Genomic DNA, 19,773 nt, shown 5'->3' on the forward strand with positions numbered 1-19,773 from the left:
CCTGATTACACCAACCTTACCACATACCAGGGATAGGTTCAGGAGCAGGGGCAATTTCAACTGTATTTTCGGGCATGGGAGGTAAACTTACGTCAGGACGTTCCCAACTGATATTTGTCCGTACTACTTCAGGCACTTCCCGTAAATCTAAACGAGATACCCAGTAAGGACGAGCATAAGCTTGCTGCGAACGGTAGTAAGAACGCTTGTCTCCGACGATAACAAATTCACCATCAACAACTTTCATGATTACATCGGAACCAGCTACTAAATTAGGCCATAAATGAGGCATTTGAGCGGTCACTTTCCAAACATCACGTTCTCCGGTGGTAAAACCTACATCATGAGTTACTCGAACGTGGGCATCCTGGGTGATACCAGCAGAAATGATCTGAATTTGAGCTACATCTCCGGTAACGCCACGAATACGACCGACGATATAATCATCAAATTTAAAGTCTAACCAGTCTTGACGATAAACGTCGATGGGATCTTCTAATTCGTGACCAGCCAATTGACTGATGAGAACTTCTTTTTGTGCGGGTTCTGCTTGAGCAGGAGAAATTCCTAATAGGGATAAGCCAAGAGCTAACCCTGCTAACATATGTGAGTGTTTCATGAACACGATGACCTCACTCCAACTTAATTGGGTAAACTATATTGAATAAATTGTCTATTGACACCTTTCAGGATAATTTAGTTCCCAGAAAAAAGCTAGGAATTTTAACTATACTTTTATTTTTTTATGGTCAGAAAGGTCTCAACTATCTAAGTCAAGGTCTCCTGGTTCATTGTTTTCTCCTGTTATCGTTTGTTTTAAGGTTTCAATTAGATATTCTTGGGTTTTTCCTTCGGTTTCAATCACTTCTTGACTGTTTTCTTCAACATAAATAGTTTCAGTCGATTCAAGAGGTTCTGTTTCTGGTTCTATTATTTGTTCGATGGTTTCAGTTGACTCAAGAGTTTCTGTTTCTGGTTCTATTATTTCTTCAATGGTTTCAGTTGACTCAAGAGTTTCTGTTTCTGGTTCTATTATTTCTTCAATAGTTTCAGAGGGAATGTTTTCCTCACTTGGTATTGGTTCTGAAGTATAGACATAATTGGGATCAACAATGGAACGGGCTATCTCTAATGATAGTTCTCCTCGTACAAGTTTCGAGAGGGTGTCTTCTCCATTGGGTTGATAGGTAATGACTCTAACCGTATCATTAAAGGCGTTATTAACTTCTTGTCCTTGTTCATCTATGAACTCTAACTGAACCCAATTTTCCCCAGGTTCCAACCCTTGTAAATATATGGGTTGCCAGGTATCAATTAAGAAGTTTTCCCCGTTAATCGTAGCTTTAATTCGCCAATCGATAATATCATCATCGGGATCGTTTTGGGCTACAAAATGCAAGGGGGCATTGGTTAGATAAAAATCTAACATGATCGGTTCGGCTCCGTAACTGCCTTGAGGCTGACTATAGGTTAACAGAGGAAGAGAGTATGAAGGTGAGTTATCTTCTGTTTCGGTAAAAATACTAAAGGTTGTTTCTGCGTAGGCCCCTTCGTTTTTGAAACTTTCGTGCCACGGACGAGAGGCAAACACTCTGATAGTATGGGTTCCTGGGCTTAAGTCTTCTAAAATAATCGGTTCATCAAGGTTATAAACGGCCTGGTAGGGTTTATTATCCACAAACAAATGTAAATTTGGTCCTAGTCCTAACTTTTCGTCTTTGAAGAGGGGATAATCTTTAACCTCTAGTTGTACCGGTACTGAGGTTTCTGAGAATATTTCCTGTGGTTTAGGACTAATAATAGCGACTTGAGGATTATATTGGGCTAAAATCTCTTTTAGTTCTTGGATCACCGTTGGGGGGGCAACTTCTGTTAATTTACTGGTGTTGACCGCAACTTTAGAGGTTTCTTGCACTTGGGAAGATGTTTCTAGGCGATCGCTGCACCCGATCAAACCCCAACTGAGAAGGAAAATTAATACTAAACTTGACAGAAACGTGATCAATGGCGATCGCTGATTTAACCCAAACACTTTTGACTCTCCTATGATGGCAATATCAGTCTATCCATCTCTGACTATATCAGTTATCAGTGGTAAAATTTAGTTTATCTTAAATATCGTGCAAAGCACCTTGTCAATTCTACTATTTTAATTTTGATGAAATATTATTTAGTTTATAGTCAACTTTCACAACAGGCTGATTCTGCTCACGAAATTCATGATGTTATGTGTGCTAATGCTATGGCTAATTTAGGCTATGAGACTATTTTAACTTACCCTGATAACCCATCATCTGATTTAGATTTAGGTTCGTTATTTTCCCCTTTTAACCTACAAAAACCTCAACCTTTTTTTGTTGAGTTTTATGATGTTCAAGATCAACTTAATATTCTACCCTTATTTATTCCTAATCTGATCCGTAAAGGAATCAATCGTTTTAATTTAAGTAGTTTGGTGTGCAAATATTATTTACCATTTCATCTCAAAAATAAAGTTAATGTGGTACATACTAGAAATTGGAATTTTGCTAAAGCTGCGGTAAAAAATAAAATACTAACTATTTTTGAACGTCATTATTTTGCTGACAATAAATTTGAGGCTGAGATTGTTAATGATCCTTATTTTCGGGTTTGTATTACTCAATCTGAATTAACGAGACAGAGTATGATTGAAGCTGGTATTCCCTCAGAAAAAGTCATTTGGTTAGATAATGGTTTTAATCAAAATTTCTTGGAAAGACAGCCAAAAGATGCTCTAAATTGGCGTGAGCAACTATTAAAAAAGAACCGTAAAAAGTTAGTTGTTTATTCTGGCGCGCTCTATCCTTTTAAGGGAGTTGACTTATTAATTGATGTGGCTAAATTATTACCTAATATCCAATTTTCTGTTACAGGCGGAACAGAAGAACAAGTTAAACATTATCAAGAATTGGCTCAAAGTAAAGGGGTTGAAAATATAGATTTTTTGGGTTGGATAGTACCACGATCCCGTTTAATTAGTCTATTTCAAGCTGCTGATATTTTAGCCCATCCTCATCTTTCAGGTAAGTCAGCCAATTTTACTAATCCTGTTAAATTTTTCCAGTATTTAGCATCAGGAACTCCTCTCGTTACTACAGAAATTCCTCCTTTAATGTCCTTTAAAAAGACCATTCCTATGGCTGTTTGGTGTCCTCCTGATCAGCCATCTAGTTTTGCTGAATCAATCGAGAAAGCCTTAGAATTGTATCCTCGAAAAACAACAGGATATACAGAAAATATTGAATATGCAAAAGGATTTTCTTGGGAAAAAAGGGCAGAGAAAATAATTAAATATCTTCCTGAATTAACAACATTATGATATTAATTTATTCTATAAACCCTGTCTTAATAAACTTTCAGCTTCTTGAGTAGTGAGGAGAAGATTAAACAAGTATCCTTGACCCAACATTGAACATTGAAAATTTTGGTTAAGAGTCTATATGGGAATCCCTCGCGCTGAAAGCGACGGGAGGTTCAACTTCTTAACAGCTTATCAATATTTGGGTTGAGTAAGTGTGGGGAATATAGAAATGGTGGGGAGTGTGAGAAGTTAAGCAATTTTAATGTTTAACCTAATGTCGGGCAGAATTCCCTTATCCTCTACAGGTTAGGGATGAATGCCCGACCAACAAATAAACTACGAAGTATCCACGCCAGTTGCTCCACTTGGGGAGACCCCAAGACCGCACTGGCTCCACTTTCTATTATCTTGTGTTATACTTTTATCATAAACTTATTTTGTGTGAAACCATTGTACAGAGCAGTAAAGGTACGAATTTACCCAACATCTGAGCAATCCCTAAAACTTAGTCAGGTTATGGGGTCTGCTCGTTGGTGGTGGAATTATGCTTTGAATCTGTGCAATGAAACTTACAAGGAAACAGGTAAAGGGTTGAGTCGAGTAGCACTAAACAAAGTCTTACCAAAGCTCAAAAAAGAAGAGGAAACTGCTTGGTTAAAGGAATGTTATTCCCAGGTCTTGCAGTCAACTACTCTTAACTTAACTAAAGCTTTCAAAAACTTTTTTGATAAGAGAGCTAAATACCCTAGATTTAAGTCTTATCATGGTAAACAATCTTGCCAATACCCCCAAAACTGCGAGGTGGTAGATAAGGGGGTCAAAGTTCCTCAAGTGGGGGTGATTAAAGCCTCTATCCATAGGTTATTTGAAGGTCAATTAAAGACTGTAACTATTACTAAAACACCCACAGGTAAATACTATGCTTCCTTGTTGTTTGACACTGAACAAGAGACTCCTGAAGTAGTTCAAAGGGTCAAAGTCACAGGAATTGACCTTGGGCTAAAGGACTTCTGTATTACATACAATGGTGAAAAAACATCTAAGTATGCTAACCCTAGACACCTAAAAAAACATGAAAAAAACTTAGCTAGAAAACAAGCCAAATTAGCCCGTAAAAAGAAGGGAAGTTTTTCAAGAGAAAAAGCACGAAAGCTAGTAGCTAGAGTTCACGAACGTATTAGTAATGCCCGTCAAGACTTTCTACATAAATTATCAAGAAAAATTGTTGATGATAATCAAGTAGTAGTCGTTGAAAATTTGAACGTCAAGGGTATGGTTCGTAATCACAACTTAGCTAAAGCTATTTCTGATGTAGGGTGGGGAATGTTTGTCAATTTCCTCGCTTATAAACTAGAACAAAAAGGTGGTTTATTAGTTGAGATTGACCGATTTTTCCCTAGCTCTAAAACTTGCTCTAATTGCCTATATCAAATGTCAGAAATGTCATTAGATATTCGGGAGTGGACTTGTCCGAGTTGTGGAACACACCATGACAGAGATGAAAACGCTGCTAAAAACATTAGAGCAGAAGGCATCAGACAATTATCGGTCTTGGGAACCAGGACTGCTGCTGAAGGAGGGGAAGTAAGACCAAAAGGTGGCCGTAAGTCTATCTTGAGGCATTCCCCTGTGAGTTCAGAAGCCCCAACTTCAGCGTAAGCAAGTTGGGGTAGTTCACTATATGGAATGCTATCAACTGTTATGATTAGATTATGATGAATTTTAGGATGAAAAATGGGTGAAGCCAAACGCCGTCAAAACGCTTTAGGAGAACAATACGGTAAAGAGGAGCGTATTTTATCTTGGGTTCCTATTTCAAAGCGTCAAGCTGGTGATTTCTATCAATGGACAACCCGAGGTGCTTGGGTTGGTATTGGTATTATGGTGGTTATCTGGCTAACAGTTCGCTTTATTGGCCCAACTTTTGGTTGGTGGGATGTTCAGTAAGCTGTTTAGCAGTTAACTCAGGTTAATTGATGTTAGCTTAAATTAAAAAGTATGACGATTTGTATTTACATATTTGACAAGTTGCGGAAAAAATAACAGAAAATCTGCTTCTAATTCCTGATAATTTTGTTCTAGATCATGGTGAGCGATCGCAAAATTATTGGGACGTTTTATCCGTTTACTAAGTCGTTGACAAGTTCGTTCAATTCCTTCTATTTTCTTGTAAGAAACTAACCAGTTTTCTAGAATAATTCTGGGTAAGATTAATTGCAATTTTTTGGGAAGTAAATGATTATTTTTTTGGAGGATAATATAATTGTTTTCGGCAAATTTTTCTAGTTTTTCTGAGGAAAATAACTGCCAATGATTAGCTAAAAAGTGATCGTAAAATACATCGATCAAAACAACAGAAAAACGTCCTTGAGATGAGTAGATTCTTTTCTTGCTTCTTTTAAAAATTTCATGGGTATCGGTAAACTTATCTACTTTGAAATGGGTTCTAATTCCTTTAAGAATAGCTGGAGAATAGGGTGATTTTTTTCCACCTATATTTCCTTTCATAAAATCACCCAATAAATTTCCGATCCGAGATTCTGGATTATTTTCCGCTAACAATAAATGAGCCAGATAATTCATAATCTATTAAACCTGAATTATTTAATAAATAATTATAGCATTTATTTGAGTTATATAATATTACAAAAAATAATTAAGACACATATATTTTTGTTTTAACGAACAGGGAACAGAAAAAAATAATATAATCTCTTAATATTCATTCTTAGGATTATATCATTGGTGATAATTAATTTTTAATAAGCTGCTTTACCAAAACTTAAATAACGCTTATTCTTTTTTTTATCTACAACTTATAGCATTGATTTGTTATGAATTGAAGTGAGTTTCAAGGACAAATATTTAGATTTTTTTAATGGGAAACACCATTGATTTTATCTAAGAAATTGTCTTATTGAAATGAACTAAAATTTACACTTACTCCTCAAATTCAATGGTAGCAACCGACATATTTATTTCCGAATATATTGAAGGAACTTCCTTCAATAAAGCTTTAGAATTGTTTAATAGTACAGGGGGTGTAATTGATCTATTAGCAAGTAATTACACCCTAGAACTTTACTCCAATGGAAGAAGTTACCCGATAGTATCTCATACCTTTGACCCTGGGACAAGGAATGCTGGTATTACCATCACGGGAACACCTCAAGTGTTGGAACAAGGAGAAACCACCGATACTTACACCATTGCCTTAGATACCACACCCACAGGAACCGTTCAAGTTCAAGTCGCCGCAGCCGATGGACAAACGCGCCTTAGCATCGATGGCATTAACTTTTCTAATTTATTAACTCTTAGTTTAACCGATACCAATGCAACTACTGTCACTGTTCAAGCAGTGGATGATAATGTTGCGGAAACGTTACTACACGCAGGAAACATTACCCATTCCATTGTTAGTAGTGGAGATCCCAATTATTCCCAGAGCTTAACTCCCATTGCCGACCAAACCGTTGACATTATGGACAACGATACTACCCCCACCCTCATTCATGATATTCAAGGGACTGTTGACCCTTATCGCAGTTCTGACCACGATCCCATTATTGTTGGTTTAGATTTAGACTCTAACACCACCAATGAGCCATTTACCCTACAATTATTCCATGCGGCTGACCAAGAAGCAGGAATTACAGCCCTAGATGATGCACCTCGGTTTAGTGCAGTTTTAAACGCTTTACGAAACCAAGACATCGATAATGACGGAGAGGCAGGATTTGAAAATACCTTAACCCTCTCCTCAGGGGATGCTTTTATTTCCGGATTATTTTTCGATGCTAGTCAGGAAGTTTTCGGTGGTCAAGGTCGTGGAGATATCCTCATTCAAAACGAATTGGGCTTTCAAGCGATCGCAATTGGTAACCATGAATTTGACGATGGTACAGGGACTCTACGAAATTTAATTCTCCCCGACACAGAAGGCTACGAAGGCACACAATTTCCCTATCTAAGTGCCAATATAGACTTTAGTGGAGAGGATAATCTAGATGATTTAGTGGTGGCCAACGGACAAGAGGCCAGCAGTATTCCCAATTCCATCGCTGAAAACACCATCATTACCCTTGATAGTGGGGAAAGAATTGGTGTAGTTGGTGCAGTAACTCCCACCCTACCAATAATCACTACTTCAGGAAACTCAACGGTTTCCCCGAGTCTTCCTTGGGATCCAAACAATGATGCTGATTTAAACGCTTTAGCAGCCGAAATTCAAACCTCAGTTGACGCTTTACTGGCAGATAATTCGGACATCGATAAGGTTATTTTACTGGCACATATGCAGCAAATTGAGGTGGAATTAGCCTTAGCTGAACGTCTCAGTGATGTGGATATTATTGTTGCTGGTGGTTCCAATACTCGCTTATTCGATAGCAATGACCGACCAAGGGCTGGAGATGAGCAGCAAGGGGATTATCCCATCTTTAGTACCGATGTGGATGGTAATCCAGTAGCGGTTGTCAACACAGATGGTAATTACAGATATGTGGGACGTTTGGTCATTGACTTTGATAGTAACGGTCATATCATCGAAAATAGCTATGATCCCAATGTTAGTGGGGCTTATGCTACCGATGAACAAGGGGTTGAAGATGTTGGGGGAACAGGTCTGGAAGACCCGGAAATTGTAGAAATCACCAATCAGTTACGAGAGGTAATTGTTGCCCAAGAAAGCAACGTTTTCGGTGTTAGTCGTCAATTTCTCAATGGAAACCGTTCTGGGGGGGAAACAGACGGTGTAAGAAACCAAGAAACTAATTTAGGTAATTTAACCGCCGATGCTAATTTAGCTATTGCGCAACAAAGCGATGCTAGTACGGTCATTAGTTTCAGGAATGGGGGGGGAATTAGGGCTTCAATTGGTCGTACTGTTGTTCCAACTGGTTCTACAGGTGATGTGGTGCGAACGGTTACCGAGGCAGTACCGGATGCCAATAAACCAGAAGGGGGAATTTCACAGGCTGATATTGCCAATACCTTAGCATTCAACAATGGCTTAACCCTGGTAACGGTTACGGCACAAGAATTATTAGATATTCTCGAACACGGGGTGTCTGATAGCACCAATAACCCCACCAGTTCTCAAGGTCGTTTTCCTCAAGTGGGTGGACTTTCTTTTAGTTTTGATTTAACCCAACCAAATGACAGCCGAATTCAATCTTTAGCAATTAAGGATGAAAATGGTGTGACAACGGATGTGGTTGTGGAAAATGGAGCATTAGTAGGAGATCCTAATCGGACTTTCCGCATGGTAACATTGGGCTTTTTAGCCAATGGTGGGGATGGTTACAACATTCCTCAAACTGATCGCGTGGATTTATCCGATTCTGCTAATGAAATCTTTACCGGAGAGGCGACATTTGCCCCGGATGGGACAGAACAAGATGCGTTGGCGGAATATCTCAAGGATAATTTCTTTGATACACCCTACACCGAGAAAGATGTCACCCGTGAGTTCGATACTCGTATTCAAAATCTCAACTTCCGTAGCGATACGGCCCTGTTATCTAACATTACAGGTACTGCAGGACGAGATAGCTTAACGGGAACTGCATTTGATGATGTCATCACAGGTTTGCAAGGTCGAGACACCATTACTACCCTTGCAGGAAACGATCGCATTGTTTACACCCAAATTGGCGATCGCTCAGACACTATTACGGATTTTGAGGTGGGAAGCGATGTCATCGATTTGTCTCAACTGTTAGACAGTGTGGGTTATACAGGAACAGACGCAATTGCGGATGGATATCTCGGTTTCCGCAGTCGAGGCAGCAGTAACAGCATTATCACTTTTGATAGCGATGGATCTGGCGGTCCTGGTCGTGCATCCTCCTACATCCTTGTACAAGGTGTCAGTGTTGTTGACATAAATAACTCCAGTAACTTTGTTTTCTAAAAGGAGGCAGGAGTTGAAAGGCAGGAGGCAGGAGGGTTTTCCAGTCTTAACCTATCAAGTTTGTCAAAGGGCTATCTAAAGCGGATTGGGTATTAACCCACATCTAACCGAAGACCACCAAGACAGGCTTTAGTTTAACTAAAAATTTTCCCTCCTGTTCCCCTCCTGGAAGGGGTTAGGGGTGGGTTGTCCCCTGCCTTTTGCCTCTCCCGAAGGGCTATTAGTTTCTGGAAACGTCTAATTTTCTCATTTCGTACTATTTCAAGCACAAAAAAAGGAATCATCCATGAATAATTTTGCTAAATTTACCACTGCTTCTATTTTCGCCTTGGGTTTATCTACTATCAATGTTTCCAACGTCCATGCAGCAACTATAACTTATGATATTAGTGGTTCAATTGAGACTGGAGAACCTTCTTTAATTGGTACAAATTATACAGGACAAGTTACTTTTGATGATCTGACAGAAGAGGTAACATCAGTGACGTTCAATATTTTAGGATCAACTTTTGATGAAACTGATGCAGACATAACACCAGCAGTTGTGTTTGATGGAGATATTTTCTTAGGCTTAGAATATACAGTTACCGTAGTCGATGCGGCCTTTGAGTTAGCTAGTTTCACTTTGTCTACAGGATTTGATCCATTAGACGCACTTTTTGACTATATTCCTCGAACTGGGGACGCAGGTGATGGTCTAGTTACCTATACACTTGTCGATACTTCTGATACTTTTAATACTTCTGTGCCTGAACCTTCTTCTGTAATTAGTTTAATTGCATTAGGTTTATCTGGTGTTGCTTTTTCCCTCAAAAAAAGGTCTAGCTGATAGCAGTTTTCGGTTGAGTGAGTGTGGGGAGTGTGGGAGGGTTGGGAAGTGTGGGTAGTATTTTTCTTTGAGTTTGTAATCTATGCAAATGAAAATTGCTATAAATACTTACCAACCTTAGTTCGACATAAGGAAATTGATAGAGAATTGGCAAAATTGACAAGTCTCAAACCCTAATGATTTCGTTGCTAAAATTATAACTCCGAACTCCTAACTCCTAACACCGAACTCAGGTTACCAGTTATGAATTGCTTGAGTTAATTAAATTATGTTATCTTTAATAGGCAATTTTATCTTCTAGTAAAAGGTGATTTAACTTTGAGCAATTCATTGGATATTATTATTATTGGAGGAGGTGCAGCAGGATTTTTTGCAGGGATTATTTGCGCTGAAACTTATCCTCATAGTCGTGTGACTATTATTGAAGCAAGTGCCAAAGTTTTGGGGAAAGTTCGTATTTCTGGGGGAGGACGCTGTAATGTTACTAATCATTGTTTTGAACCGGCACAATTAGTAACTTATTATCCCCGTGGTGGTCGTGAACTAAGAGGTGCATTTACTCGTTTTCAGCCCCGAGATATAATCAATTGGTTCGCGAAAAAAGGGGTCAGTTTAAAAACAGAAGCAGATAACCGTGTTTTTCCTATAAGCGATGATTCTCAAACTATTGTTAATTGTTTAATGAAAGCAGCAGAGAATGCGAAAATAAATATAAAAATCAAGTCACAAGTAGTAGCTATACAGTCAGAAAATAAACTATTTAACGTCAGATTAAAACAAGGAGAAAGCTTAAAATGTGCGCGGATATTACTAGCAACAGGCAGTAGTACTGTGGGTTATAAATTAGCTCAATCTCTAGGTCATGAAATTATTACTCCCATTCCATCTTTATTTACATTTAAAATTAAAGATTCACGTTTTAAAGGCTTAGAAGGTATTGCAGTTAATTCCGTGGGATTAAAATTAAAATTGTCTGGCAAAGGAAAAAAACAAACTATTCAACAGTCAGGCTCTCTATTAATTACTCATTGGGGTATTAGCGGTTTTGGAGTTCTAAAATTGTCAGCATTTGGTGCAAAAATATTGGCGGAAAATAACTATAAAATGTCCCTATTAATCAATTGGCTTTTCCCAAATAACCCTCAACAAGTCGAAGAAAAGTTACTCAAAATTAAAGCAAGAAATAACCAATCTAGACAACAAATCTCTTCTTTCTGTCCTCTTCCTTTACCAAAAAGACTTTGGCAAAGAATTCTAGAGTATCTATCTATTGATACTCAAAAAAAATGGTCTGAACTTTCCAAAAATGAAATAATTAAACTCGCTAAAGAATTAGCGCAAGGAGAGTATAAAATTCTAGGCAAGGGTGTTTTTAAAGATGAGTTTGTAACCTGTGGAGGAGTAAAATTAAAAGAAGTTAATTTTTCAACAATGGAAAGTAAAATTTGTCCCAATTTATACTTAGCTGGAGAAGTTTTAGACATTGATGGAGTGACCGGAGGGTTTAATTTTCAAAGTGCTTGGACTACTGGATATTTAGCTGGATTAGCTTTAGGTAAATCTCAATAATTCTAATAGCAGTTTTCAATTTATTGTATTCATATTTCCTTTGAGTAATGTGCGGAGTGTCGGGAGTGTCGGGAGTCTTGACATTTTAATCTGTAATCTATACATAAGAAAACTGCTATAAGTGCGAATTATTGCATTATTATTTTCTTATATTACGAATTGTGACTTTCTGGGTGAAAAATGAGACAGAGGGGACGGTTTTTATTTATCTTCAGGAAAGGTTTTACTATCTCTTCTTCAGTTTATGTTTCAGCCTTTTCTTCAACACCTAGAAAAAGAACTGTTTAGTCGCTTTGAACTAACAAGCAGACCAATTACCCCAGAATTAGAGTTCAAAATCAGCGAACGGGGTAAAAATCCAGCCATGATTGAAAGTTGGTGTTATCAATGTCCCCAGTTGCGAAAAATACGCTACACTTACATTAATGCTGGAGAAACTGCCCAAATTTTTAATAGTGTTATTTATCCAAGCCATCAGTATGATTTACCTTTACTGGGTATTGATTTTTTATCTTTTGGGCAGAAAAAAATCTTAGTTGTTTTAGATTTTCAACCCTTATTTCGTGACCCAGATTATTTAGAAAAATATATTGAACCAATAGCACCTATACGGGCAAAATATAATGAATTAGCGCAAGATTTAGAAATGAAGTTTTATGATTCTAATCAATATTTTTCACCCTATTTATTATTCGCAAAAACTGATGCGCAGACCGTTGTGGAAAGACTTTTTCCTGCTTATCAAGAATATCTCCAATTATATTGGCAACTGGTAGAACAAGCTGAACCAAAGACAGATTCAAACGAAATTGAACGGATCATCCAAGCACAAAAAGATTATGATCAATATAGTGCAGAAAGAGATCCTGCCTCGGGACTATTTAATAGCTATTTTGGTCATGAATGGTCTGAAGAATTTCTCCATAACTTTTTGTTTGAAGATTCTGTTGCCGTTGCTGTCAAAAAAAGTTAACGCTTAATTTTTTAGATAGTTGCATTACTTTTCTAGCTACAAAATTGAGCGAACTTTTGTTAATTGTCAATTATTAATTGTGCCAATATTATTAAATTTCTAATCCTATGACCCTCTACAAACCTTTTTTAGACTATGCTATCTCTCTAATGCAAGACAAACTTTCCTTGCAACCTTATCCCATTCCTCAAGGGTTTGAGAAAAAAGAAGAGATGACAGGGAAAGGAAAAAAGCAGCAAAGGGTTGTCACTACCAGCTATGCTTTTAAATCTCCCAAACTAAGACAAATTCGAGCTGCTCACATCGAAGGGGGTGGTTCCCTACAAGTTCTCAATTTTGTCATCTTCCCACAGTTAAATTATAATTTACCCTTTTTTGGCGCAGATTTAGTTACATTGCCCGGGGGTCATCTCATTGCCTTGGATATGCAGCCATTATTCCACGATCAAGCCTATCAAAAGCAATATACAGAGCCAATCTTACCCCTTTTCCAAAGCCATCAACAACATTTACCCTGGGGGGGAGATTTTCCAGAAGACGCAAAACCCTTCTTTTCTCCAGCATTCCTATGGACTCGTCCCCAAGAAACACAAGTGGTAGAAACAAGAGTTTTTCAAGCTTTTAAGGACTATCTCCAAGCTTATTTGGATTTTGTGGAGCAAGCAAAACCAATTACTGATAGTCAAGGACTCGAAGATATTCTGCAAGCACAAAGGCGTTATATTGGCTATCGTGCGGAGAAAGATCCGGCTAGGGGGATGTTTACTCGTCTCTATGGGGAAGCATGGACAGAAGAGTATATTCATGGATTTCTGTTTGACTTAGAACGCCAACTGGTTGCGGTTTAGTAATTGAGGGAAACGAAAAACATATTAAGTTTTTTGACAAAACTGTACTTTAAACACCCTTGATGCCATAAGCTCGAGACTAATAAAAATTGAGTTAACAGTCAAAAACGGAATTCGAGTAGGGAAAAAGGATCAAGAATTAGTTGGATTTTGAAACCTGATACTAGCAATAGTTTAAGCCTGATTCTAACCATCTAAGACAGTTGCTTTTTCTTCTCTTGAAACTCCCATTTTATACCCAATACACTTTCTGAAATTATGACAATACCCCTACTCAGCTATTCCCCCACCAGTCAAAACCAACGGGTCTCCGGCTTTGAAGTCTTTGGTGACGAACAACCCAGAAACTACAACACAGATAATCTTCTCTCACCTGCTGATATGGATAATTTAATCCAAGCAGCCTACCGACAGATTTTTAACGAGCAGCAACTCCTAGAGTATAACCGCCAAAAAGCCTTAGAATCTCAACTAAGATATGGTCAAATCACGGTAAGGGATTTTATTCGGGGGCTATTGCTTTCTGAACCCTTTGTTATGCGCAATTATCAACCTAATAGTAACTATCGGTTTGTAGACATGTGCGTCCAACGGGTTTTAGGACGGAATGTTTACAGCGAGCAAGAAAAAATGGCTTGGTCTATTGTCATCGCCACTAAAGGTTTAGGAGGGTTTGTTGACGACTTGCTAAACAGTGAAGAATACCTCAATAACTTTGGCGACGATACTGTTCCCTACCAACGGCGGCGGATTTTGCCGAGTCGGTCTCAAGGGGAGTTACCCTTTGCCCGTATGCCTCGATACGGAGCCGACTACCGCGCTAAATTAGAGGAAATCGGCTATTTCCGTCCTCTACAACCTGCTTATTACTGGAAATGGCAGCAGCCTCCTTATCCAGCATGGGTTCGTTTGATAGGTAAAGTCATTACTCTGGGCGGGGCTGCGTTATTAACCATTCTTGTAATTGCAACTGCCCTGGCCGCCTGGGGTATCATTCGTCTCTAATCAACTGAATTATTGACTAATTCCCTACCCATAAATATTCATATTTTGGGTGGGGATGAATGTCAATCAAGAAAAAATACACAGTGGAGAAAACTATGAGTAGTCAATTAAGCGAAAGAGCTAAACAATTAATTCCCAAAGCTAGAATCGTCAGTTTTAAGCGTTGGCAAAGCTCCTATTCAGATCAAGTATTGCAAATTTTTCAGCAAGCAGATGATCAAGGCCGCTATCTTACTGATGAAGACTTAGCGCAAATTAAAGCTCTCAACCCCGAGCAATCATCAGCAGTTGAAAACGCAAGATTGTTGCGAGATAACGCCGATTCAATTGTTAACTATGCCAGAGAACAAGTTTTAGCAACCTATCCTAACATTACAGAATTAGGTGGTGGTCTGTATCCCCCTCAAAGAGCAGAAGCTTGCTGGCGAGACTTCTGGCATTTTCTACGCTGTATCACCTATGGAATAGCCGGAAACAGTCCTCAATTTACTAGCCTAGAAGGACTTAAAAATATGGACTTGCTATATCAAGAATTACAAGTTCCTCTTAATGCCATGATTTGCGGCTTAGAAAACTTGAAAGTCTATAGCTTACAGCAATTTACACCTGAACAACAGCAGGAATTGAGTTCTTATTTTGACCATTTAATTGCTCATCTTCAGGAATTTCATAGATAAACCTAGTCAAGACAAGAATCTCCCGTGACAATCTGTCATTTAACGGGAGACTTTTTATATAAAATAGTAGGTTTCATGAAACAGAAACACAACGACGTTCAGAACAGTAACCCATCAAATTAACCCCGTTCATCATCTTAACCGTAGTAACCCTGACCCGAAAATCATCGGTTAGAAACCAACAGCGTTCTTGACCTTGATTCCGCTCATATTCCGTCTCAATTGTCAATACTCCATTCTCAGAAAAATTGTAGACACTGACCACAGGAATCCCTTCTACATAACCACGATTTCGTAAAAATTTACCCTGGTGAGGATTAGGTCCATAAGGAACGTCCACTAAAATCGCAGCATAGTTCTCGTTAGGTTCTTTCTCCTCTAAGTTATCCTGCCAGGCGAAACTAGCACCACCAGTGACCAGGTTGGAATCTACTCCTTGTTCTTGACAAACCTTCAGAACCCTTGGGTCATTTTTGTCCAACACTTTAATAATCAAGTTAGACAGTCCTGACTCATCAGCCAGGGAATCAAAACGATGGACTGTACGCTGGGAAAACCAGACTCCCTCACTTTTACGAAAAAAATCCATCATGGTCATAGGAGGTGTCAGTAACATTTATGTTTTATCCTTAATTACAAAAATTCACTCAACTAACTCATTTTCCCATGAAAACCCTTGCTACTTTCATTAGCTCTATTCCTCTCTCTCTTGATGAAGTCAAATCCACTTTAAGCAATAGCAGGAGCCTTACCAATAGTAATTTACAAGGCATAAATCTCAGCCAGATGGATTTATCCCAAACCAATTTAAGCGGTGCTATCTTAATTGGGGCTAATCTTCAGGGAACCAACTTGCAGGGGGCTAACTTACAAGGGGCTGACTTGCGAGGGGCCAACTTACAAGGAGCGAACCTCACCGATGCTGACTTACAAGACAGTTATTTACACCGGACCCAGTTACAAGGGTGTAATTTAAGCGGTACCAAGTTAGACTCAGCTAAACTGCAACTGGCACTCTACGACTCTCTCACAGTCTGGCCTGAAGGCTATAATTATCGGAATTCTGGGGCTGTGGGTCCTTATGCTAACCTTGCAGGGGTTTTCTTGAATACAGCTAATTTGAGGGGCGCAGACCTCCGTTATGCTAACTTGAGAGGAGCTTATTTGAGTGGGGCTGATTTGACGGGGGCAAACTTGGAAGGAGCAGCCTTAAGTGGAGCTAACCTTCAAGGAGCATTTCTCACAGGGGCTTATTTATCCCAAGCTCGACTCATTAGTGCGGAGTTACAGGGAGTCGACCTGCGAGGGGCCGACTTAACTGAAGTGAGTTGGGAACAGTTACAGAGTATTGCTGGAGCAGACTTTACAGGAACTAAGGGATTGAGTGAGTCTGACAGGGTGTTTTTATGCAGTCGTCCCTCCCAAGAATTAGGGACTTGGAATTCTTTCACTCGCTCTAATACAGCGAAAAGTCTTGGCTGTAGTTAATGGAGTGTGGGGGGTGTGGGGAGTGTGGGGAGACGGGGGAGGCAGGGGTGACGGGGTGACGGGGAGACGGGGGAGGCAGGGGTGACGGGGTGACGGGGTGACGGGGTGACGGGGTGACGGGGTGACGGGGAGACGGGGGAGACGGGGTGACGGGGTGACGGGGTGACGGGGTGACGGGGAGACGGGGGAGACGGGGGAGACGGGGGAGACGGGGGAGGCAGAGGAAGCAGAGGAAGCAGAGGGGGAAATTAATTTATTTTTAATATTCTAATGGTTTGCAGACAGAGCCTATAACCAATATTAAGGATTTTCAGAAAATCTGGTATGAAAACTACCGTTTTTAAACCAATATTGTTTCAATTCATGATGGGGAGTATGCAAGCTTGCTTTGGCTTGATAAAGAAAAATTTGTCGGTGATTTCCTAACCAAACTCGCTTTTTGGGGTCAACACAAATTAAACTTCCACCTAAACTAATAACACATTTTTCAAATCGTTCAATGGTGGAATAATCTAGGGTTTCAAAAATGAAAAAATTACCCTCACAGATTAAGTGACGACTGCGAATCCAAGCTTGCATTTTTTTCCGAGCAACTGGGGGAAGCATAACGAATAGGAACAGATTCAATAATTAATAATTAATAATTATTCGGTGATTTTTTATATGGAAGCTAAAATATCGGGAAGTTCATGGGCAAAACTTTCACGTTTTTCAAATTTCAAGGAATCGGTTGCTGTTCCCCACACCTGTTCATGACTATTAATATCTAACCCTCGATCTAAACTGGCGAAAGTATTTTCAGTTAGTTCTACTTGACTAACTAAATAAGTGTCGCAACCATTTCTAGTAATTAAACACTGGTTTCCCTCAACTTTTCCCCGAAACAAATTTCCTTCCTGTTGAAAAATCATCGAACAGTTATAACGACGTTCTATACAATCAGGGGTAATGGTTTTAAGAATGTCTCGATCTCTTCCTGCACCAGCATAAAGTATAGGCTCTTTTAGTCCATAATTTTCAATATAAACTTGTCCCTCTTGTTCAACAAAGCGATGAATTCCTTGACGATAGGGACTCCAAAGATCATAATCGTAAGCTTGCTCAGAATAAAAACCAATTCCCTCAAAAAAATCCCAAGATAAAGGACGAAAAAACACCCGAATATGAGGGTAATCTTTGGGACTAGAAGCAGCTTGTTTTTGGTTACTAAAATCCCCTGCAAGCCAGTGAGCTAATTTTACACTCAATTGTTCTTTAAGTTTCAGCATTTTTCAAAGTTGGATAAATTATGATTTAGGTTCAAGAACACGAGTTTCTGAGGAAAAAGAAGCCGTAACAACCCCTGACCCTTGGCTTGTTTTAATCAAAGATACTCGCAGACGAAAATTAGGATTGACAAACCAAATTTTTTCTTCAGCCATAGCACGGTCATAGGGTGTTGTTAACACAAATGTACCATCTTCCATAATTTGATACTGACCCACAGAAGGAATAGTTTCTGCATAACCCATATCTCGCAGCAATTTTCCAGCTTTGGGATTGCCTGGGTCTGGTATAGGAACTAAAATGGTAGTCCCCTCAAAAGTTTCCTCTTGGTCATCCCAGTCTGTTTCTCCTTGCCAACTCATGCGAAAAGGATGAGCCGCTAAAGTCGGGTCAATCTTGTAGGATTGACAGAGATCAATAACTTCCTTATCTGACTCTTTTAGGCCAATAATATCAATGGTTGATGTTACTTCTTCAAAGTGTCTGAAAGCGAGATGATGGGCGCTACGTTGAGAACGCCAACTGCCCAGGGACAGTTCAACAAATTTAGTAATATCCATGACAAGTTTTCAACAAAGAGAGCGAATTGTTTAATTCGCTCTAAAAACAGTTAAGAGATGCTATAAACAGTATCTCATGAATTTTTATACCATTTTTATTAATTTAGACTACAGATATTTATTTTGTAGGGGTCAACGGCCGTTGACCCCTAGACCGAATGTGTAGCTAGATTTTTTGAAATTGGTATTAGTTATTGAGATTTTTAGATGGGGACTCACCTAAAATTTTTTTGAAAGCATCACAACAGTTTGACCGAAAATGATTAAGCAACTTCAGTAATGCTGACAATCTTGCCACCAGCGCGATGAATGCGTTGAATTTGCGGAGTCATACGGTCTCCAGGGACAATATACTCGGTGGTACTAACACGACGAGGAGAATCAAACTTTGCTCCTTTAACCAAGATTTTAAAGGTCTTGGTGGTAGCATCTGGAGAGATTCCCAAACGTCCTCCCTTGCTGGGTAGGACAATTTTTCCTCCACTATTGCTGGCCACTTCATCGACTAAACGAGAGCCTTTAAAGGCACTATCAACACCAGCATAGCCTTGATAGAGGGATAAAGTGCGATTGTAACCCACTTGCTTGGAACCCACTTGGCTTTGCGCCCCTTGATAGTAAGGGATGATATTCTCGCCGAATTTCGCCTGATATTCGTCGCTATCGAGATAAGAATCGATTTCTGCTTCATATCCAGACTCAATACAGAGACGAATATGGCTGGAAAGTTCTGCTTGGTCTTGGGGGGCGCGTCCTAATAAGTGTTTGAAGTTCACTTCAACAAAGCGATAAGGGGCGCAGGATTCAAAATAGCGACTACGGTAAAAGTCAGACTTTGCCACCTCGCGAACAAATTCTCGGACGGTTAACTCCCCATTAGCTAGGCGAGATTCAGCACTAATTAAGCGTTCGCTCTCCATAACGTGGGGGTTGCCTAATACTTGCTTGTAGACTCCCCGAATAACGATAGCTACCTCATCAGTGTTTCGAGAAGGAAAGAGTTCCACGGGATTATCTAAAATTACACTCATTTGAGTTCTCCTAGTTTGTTATTGGTTTGAAAATCCAAAGTTTTCCATAATTGATAACTGAATCATCAATTATTGGTTTAAATTGGAAGATCAAAAAATCAGAGTTTTAACCCCAATTCTTTAATCTTCCGATGTTTGATTTATAGGGTTTCTCGGACTAATGAGGTACACCTAACATCTAACTCCGAACTCCGAACTCCGAACTCCGAACTCCGAACTCCGAACTCCGAACTCCTAAAACTAGAAAACTGTGTACCTCACAAGTATGAGAATTGCTATATCTAGACT

At 39.3% G+C, this 19,773-nt stretch carries 19 protein-coding genes; 11 read left to right on the forward strand and 8 right to left on the reverse strand.

What is annotated here, in order from left to right; translation table 11 throughout:
- Positions 1 to 16: 16 nt before the first annotated feature.
- Both QNJ66_RS04040 and QNJ66_RS04045 read right to left on the reverse strand, forming a co-directional pair.
- On the reverse strand, positions 17 to 619 hold the full coding sequence (locus QNJ66_RS04040; RefSeq protein WP_300503266.1) for a hypothetical protein: 603 nt from the start codon (positions 617 to 619) through the stop codon (positions 17 to 19).
- Between the two features lie 141 nt (positions 620 to 760).
- Positions 761 to 2,032 (reverse strand): hypothetical protein, encoded by a 1,272-nt coding sequence (locus QNJ66_RS04045; RefSeq protein ID WP_300503267.1) that lies wholly within the window; start codon positions 2,030 to 2,032, stop codon positions 761 to 763.
- A 126-nt stretch (positions 2,033 to 2,158) separates the two neighbouring features.
- Here QNJ66_RS04045 and QNJ66_RS04050 point away from each other — a divergent pair, with 126 nt between their 5' ends.
- The 3 genes from QNJ66_RS04050 (at position 2,159) to QNJ66_RS04060 (ending at position 5,269) form a co-directional block, all read left to right on the forward strand.
- Positions 2,159 to 3,340: a glycosyltransferase gene (locus QNJ66_RS04050; protein WP_300503268.1), complete on the forward strand. Its 1,182-nt coding sequence runs from the start codon at positions 2,159 to 2,161 to the stop codon at positions 3,338 to 3,340.
- A gap of 432 nt (positions 3,341 to 3,772) precedes the next feature.
- Positions 3,773 to 4,981: an RNA-guided endonuclease TnpB family protein gene (locus QNJ66_RS04055; protein ID WP_300503347.1), complete on the forward strand. Its 1,209-nt coding sequence runs from the start codon at positions 3,773 to 3,775 to the stop codon at positions 4,979 to 4,981.
- Between the two features lie 75 nt (positions 4,982 to 5,056).
- Positions 5,057 to 5,269 (forward strand): DUF2839 domain-containing protein, encoded by a 213-nt coding sequence (locus QNJ66_RS04060; protein WP_300503269.1) that lies wholly within the window; start codon positions 5,057 to 5,059, stop codon positions 5,267 to 5,269.
- Positions 5,270 to 5,311: 42 nt separating this feature from the next.
- Here the strand turns inward: QNJ66_RS04060 and QNJ66_RS04065 are convergent, their stop codons facing one another.
- A complete protein-coding gene (locus tag QNJ66_RS04065; RefSeq protein ID WP_300503271.1) occupies positions 5,312 to 5,905 on the reverse strand; it encodes an ACP phosphodiesterase in 594 nt (197 codons plus the stop codon).
- Positions 5,906 to 6,278: 373 nt separating this feature from the next.
- Between QNJ66_RS04065 and QNJ66_RS04070 the strand changes: the two genes are divergently transcribed.
- The 7 genes from QNJ66_RS04070 to QNJ66_RS04100 all read left to right on the forward strand — a co-directional run bounded on the left by QNJ66_RS04070 (position 6,279) and on the right by QNJ66_RS04100 (position 15,140).
- Positions 6,279 to 9,239, forward strand: coding sequence for a 5'-nucleotidase C-terminal domain-containing protein (locus QNJ66_RS04070; protein ID WP_300503273.1), 2,961 nt, complete (start codon positions 6,279 to 6,281; stop codon positions 9,237 to 9,239).
- Positions 9,240 to 9,525: 286 nt separating this feature from the next.
- On the forward strand, positions 9,526 to 10,068 hold the full coding sequence (locus tag QNJ66_RS04075; protein WP_300503275.1) for a PEP-CTERM sorting domain-containing protein: 543 nt from the start codon (positions 9,526 to 9,528) through the stop codon (positions 10,066 to 10,068).
- A 318-nt stretch (positions 10,069 to 10,386) separates the two neighbouring features.
- Positions 10,387 to 11,637, forward strand: a complete 1,251-nt coding sequence (locus QNJ66_RS04080; protein WP_300503277.1) for an NAD(P)/FAD-dependent oxidoreductase — start codon at positions 10,387 to 10,389, stop codon at positions 11,635 to 11,637.
- A 244-nt stretch (positions 11,638 to 11,881) separates the two neighbouring features.
- Positions 11,882 to 12,610: a 15,16-dihydrobiliverdin:ferredoxin oxidoreductase gene (locus QNJ66_RS04085; RefSeq protein WP_300503279.1), complete on the forward strand. Its 729-nt coding sequence runs from the start codon at positions 11,882 to 11,884 to the stop codon at positions 12,608 to 12,610.
- 107 nt (positions 12,611 to 12,717) lie between these two features.
- Positions 12,718 to 13,458 carry a phycoerythrobilin:ferredoxin oxidoreductase gene (locus tag QNJ66_RS04090; protein WP_300503281.1) on the forward strand — a complete coding sequence of 247 codons (741 nt, stop codon included), beginning with the start codon at positions 12,718 to 12,720 and terminating at the stop codon, positions 13,456 to 13,458.
- Positions 13,459 to 13,716: 258 nt separating this feature from the next.
- A complete protein-coding gene (locus QNJ66_RS04095) occupies positions 13,717 to 14,463 on the forward strand; it encodes a phycobilisome rod-core linker polypeptide (protein ID WP_300503282.1) in 747 nt (248 codons plus the stop codon).
- Positions 14,464 to 14,558: 95 nt separating this feature from the next.
- On the forward strand, positions 14,559 to 15,140 hold the full coding sequence (locus QNJ66_RS04100) for a phycobilisome protein (protein ID WP_300503349.1): 582 nt from the start codon (positions 14,559 to 14,561) through the stop codon (positions 15,138 to 15,140).
- A gap of 73 nt (positions 15,141 to 15,213) precedes the next feature.
- Here the strand turns inward: QNJ66_RS04100 and QNJ66_RS04105 are convergent, their stop codons facing one another.
- Positions 15,214 to 15,756: a phycobiliprotein lyase gene (locus tag QNJ66_RS04105; RefSeq protein ID WP_300503284.1), complete on the reverse strand. Its 543-nt coding sequence runs from the start codon at positions 15,754 to 15,756 to the stop codon at positions 15,214 to 15,216.
- 50 nt (positions 15,757 to 15,806) lie between these two features.
- Between QNJ66_RS04105 and QNJ66_RS04110 the strand changes: the two genes are divergently transcribed.
- On the forward strand, positions 15,807 to 16,628 hold the full coding sequence (locus tag QNJ66_RS04110) for a pentapeptide repeat-containing protein (RefSeq protein WP_300503286.1): 822 nt from the start codon (positions 15,807 to 15,809) through the stop codon (positions 16,626 to 16,628).
- Between the two features lie 300 nt (positions 16,629 to 16,928).
- On the opposite strand, the gene QNJ66_RS04115 is transcribed toward QNJ66_RS04110, so the two are convergent.
- From QNJ66_RS04115 to QNJ66_RS04130, 4 genes are all read right to left on the reverse strand, one after another.
- Entirely contained in the window at positions 16,929 to 17,234 is a 306-nt protein-coding gene (locus QNJ66_RS04115; RefSeq protein WP_366146272.1) for a CpeR family transcriptional regulator, read from the reverse strand.
- 53 nt (positions 17,235 to 17,287) lie between these two features.
- Positions 17,288 to 17,896, reverse strand: a complete 609-nt coding sequence (locus QNJ66_RS04120; protein ID WP_300503290.1) for a chromophore lyase CpcT/CpeT — start codon at positions 17,894 to 17,896, stop codon at positions 17,288 to 17,290.
- An 18-nt stretch (positions 17,897 to 17,914) separates the two neighbouring features.
- Positions 17,915 to 18,454: a phycobiliprotein lyase gene (locus QNJ66_RS04125; RefSeq protein WP_300503292.1), complete on the reverse strand. Its 540-nt coding sequence runs from the start codon at positions 18,452 to 18,454 to the stop codon at positions 17,915 to 17,917.
- A gap of 263 nt (positions 18,455 to 18,717) precedes the next feature.
- A complete protein-coding gene (locus tag QNJ66_RS04130) occupies positions 18,718 to 19,485 on the reverse strand; it encodes a phycobilisome rod-core linker polypeptide (protein ID WP_300503294.1) in 768 nt (255 codons plus the stop codon).
- Between the last annotated feature and the right edge of the window lie 288 nt (positions 19,486 to 19,773).

It is taken from the genome of Crocosphaera sp. (genome assembly GCF_030064895.1).
Taxonomy (GTDB): Bacteria; Cyanobacteriota; Cyanobacteriia; order Cyanobacteriales; family Microcystaceae; genus Crocosphaera.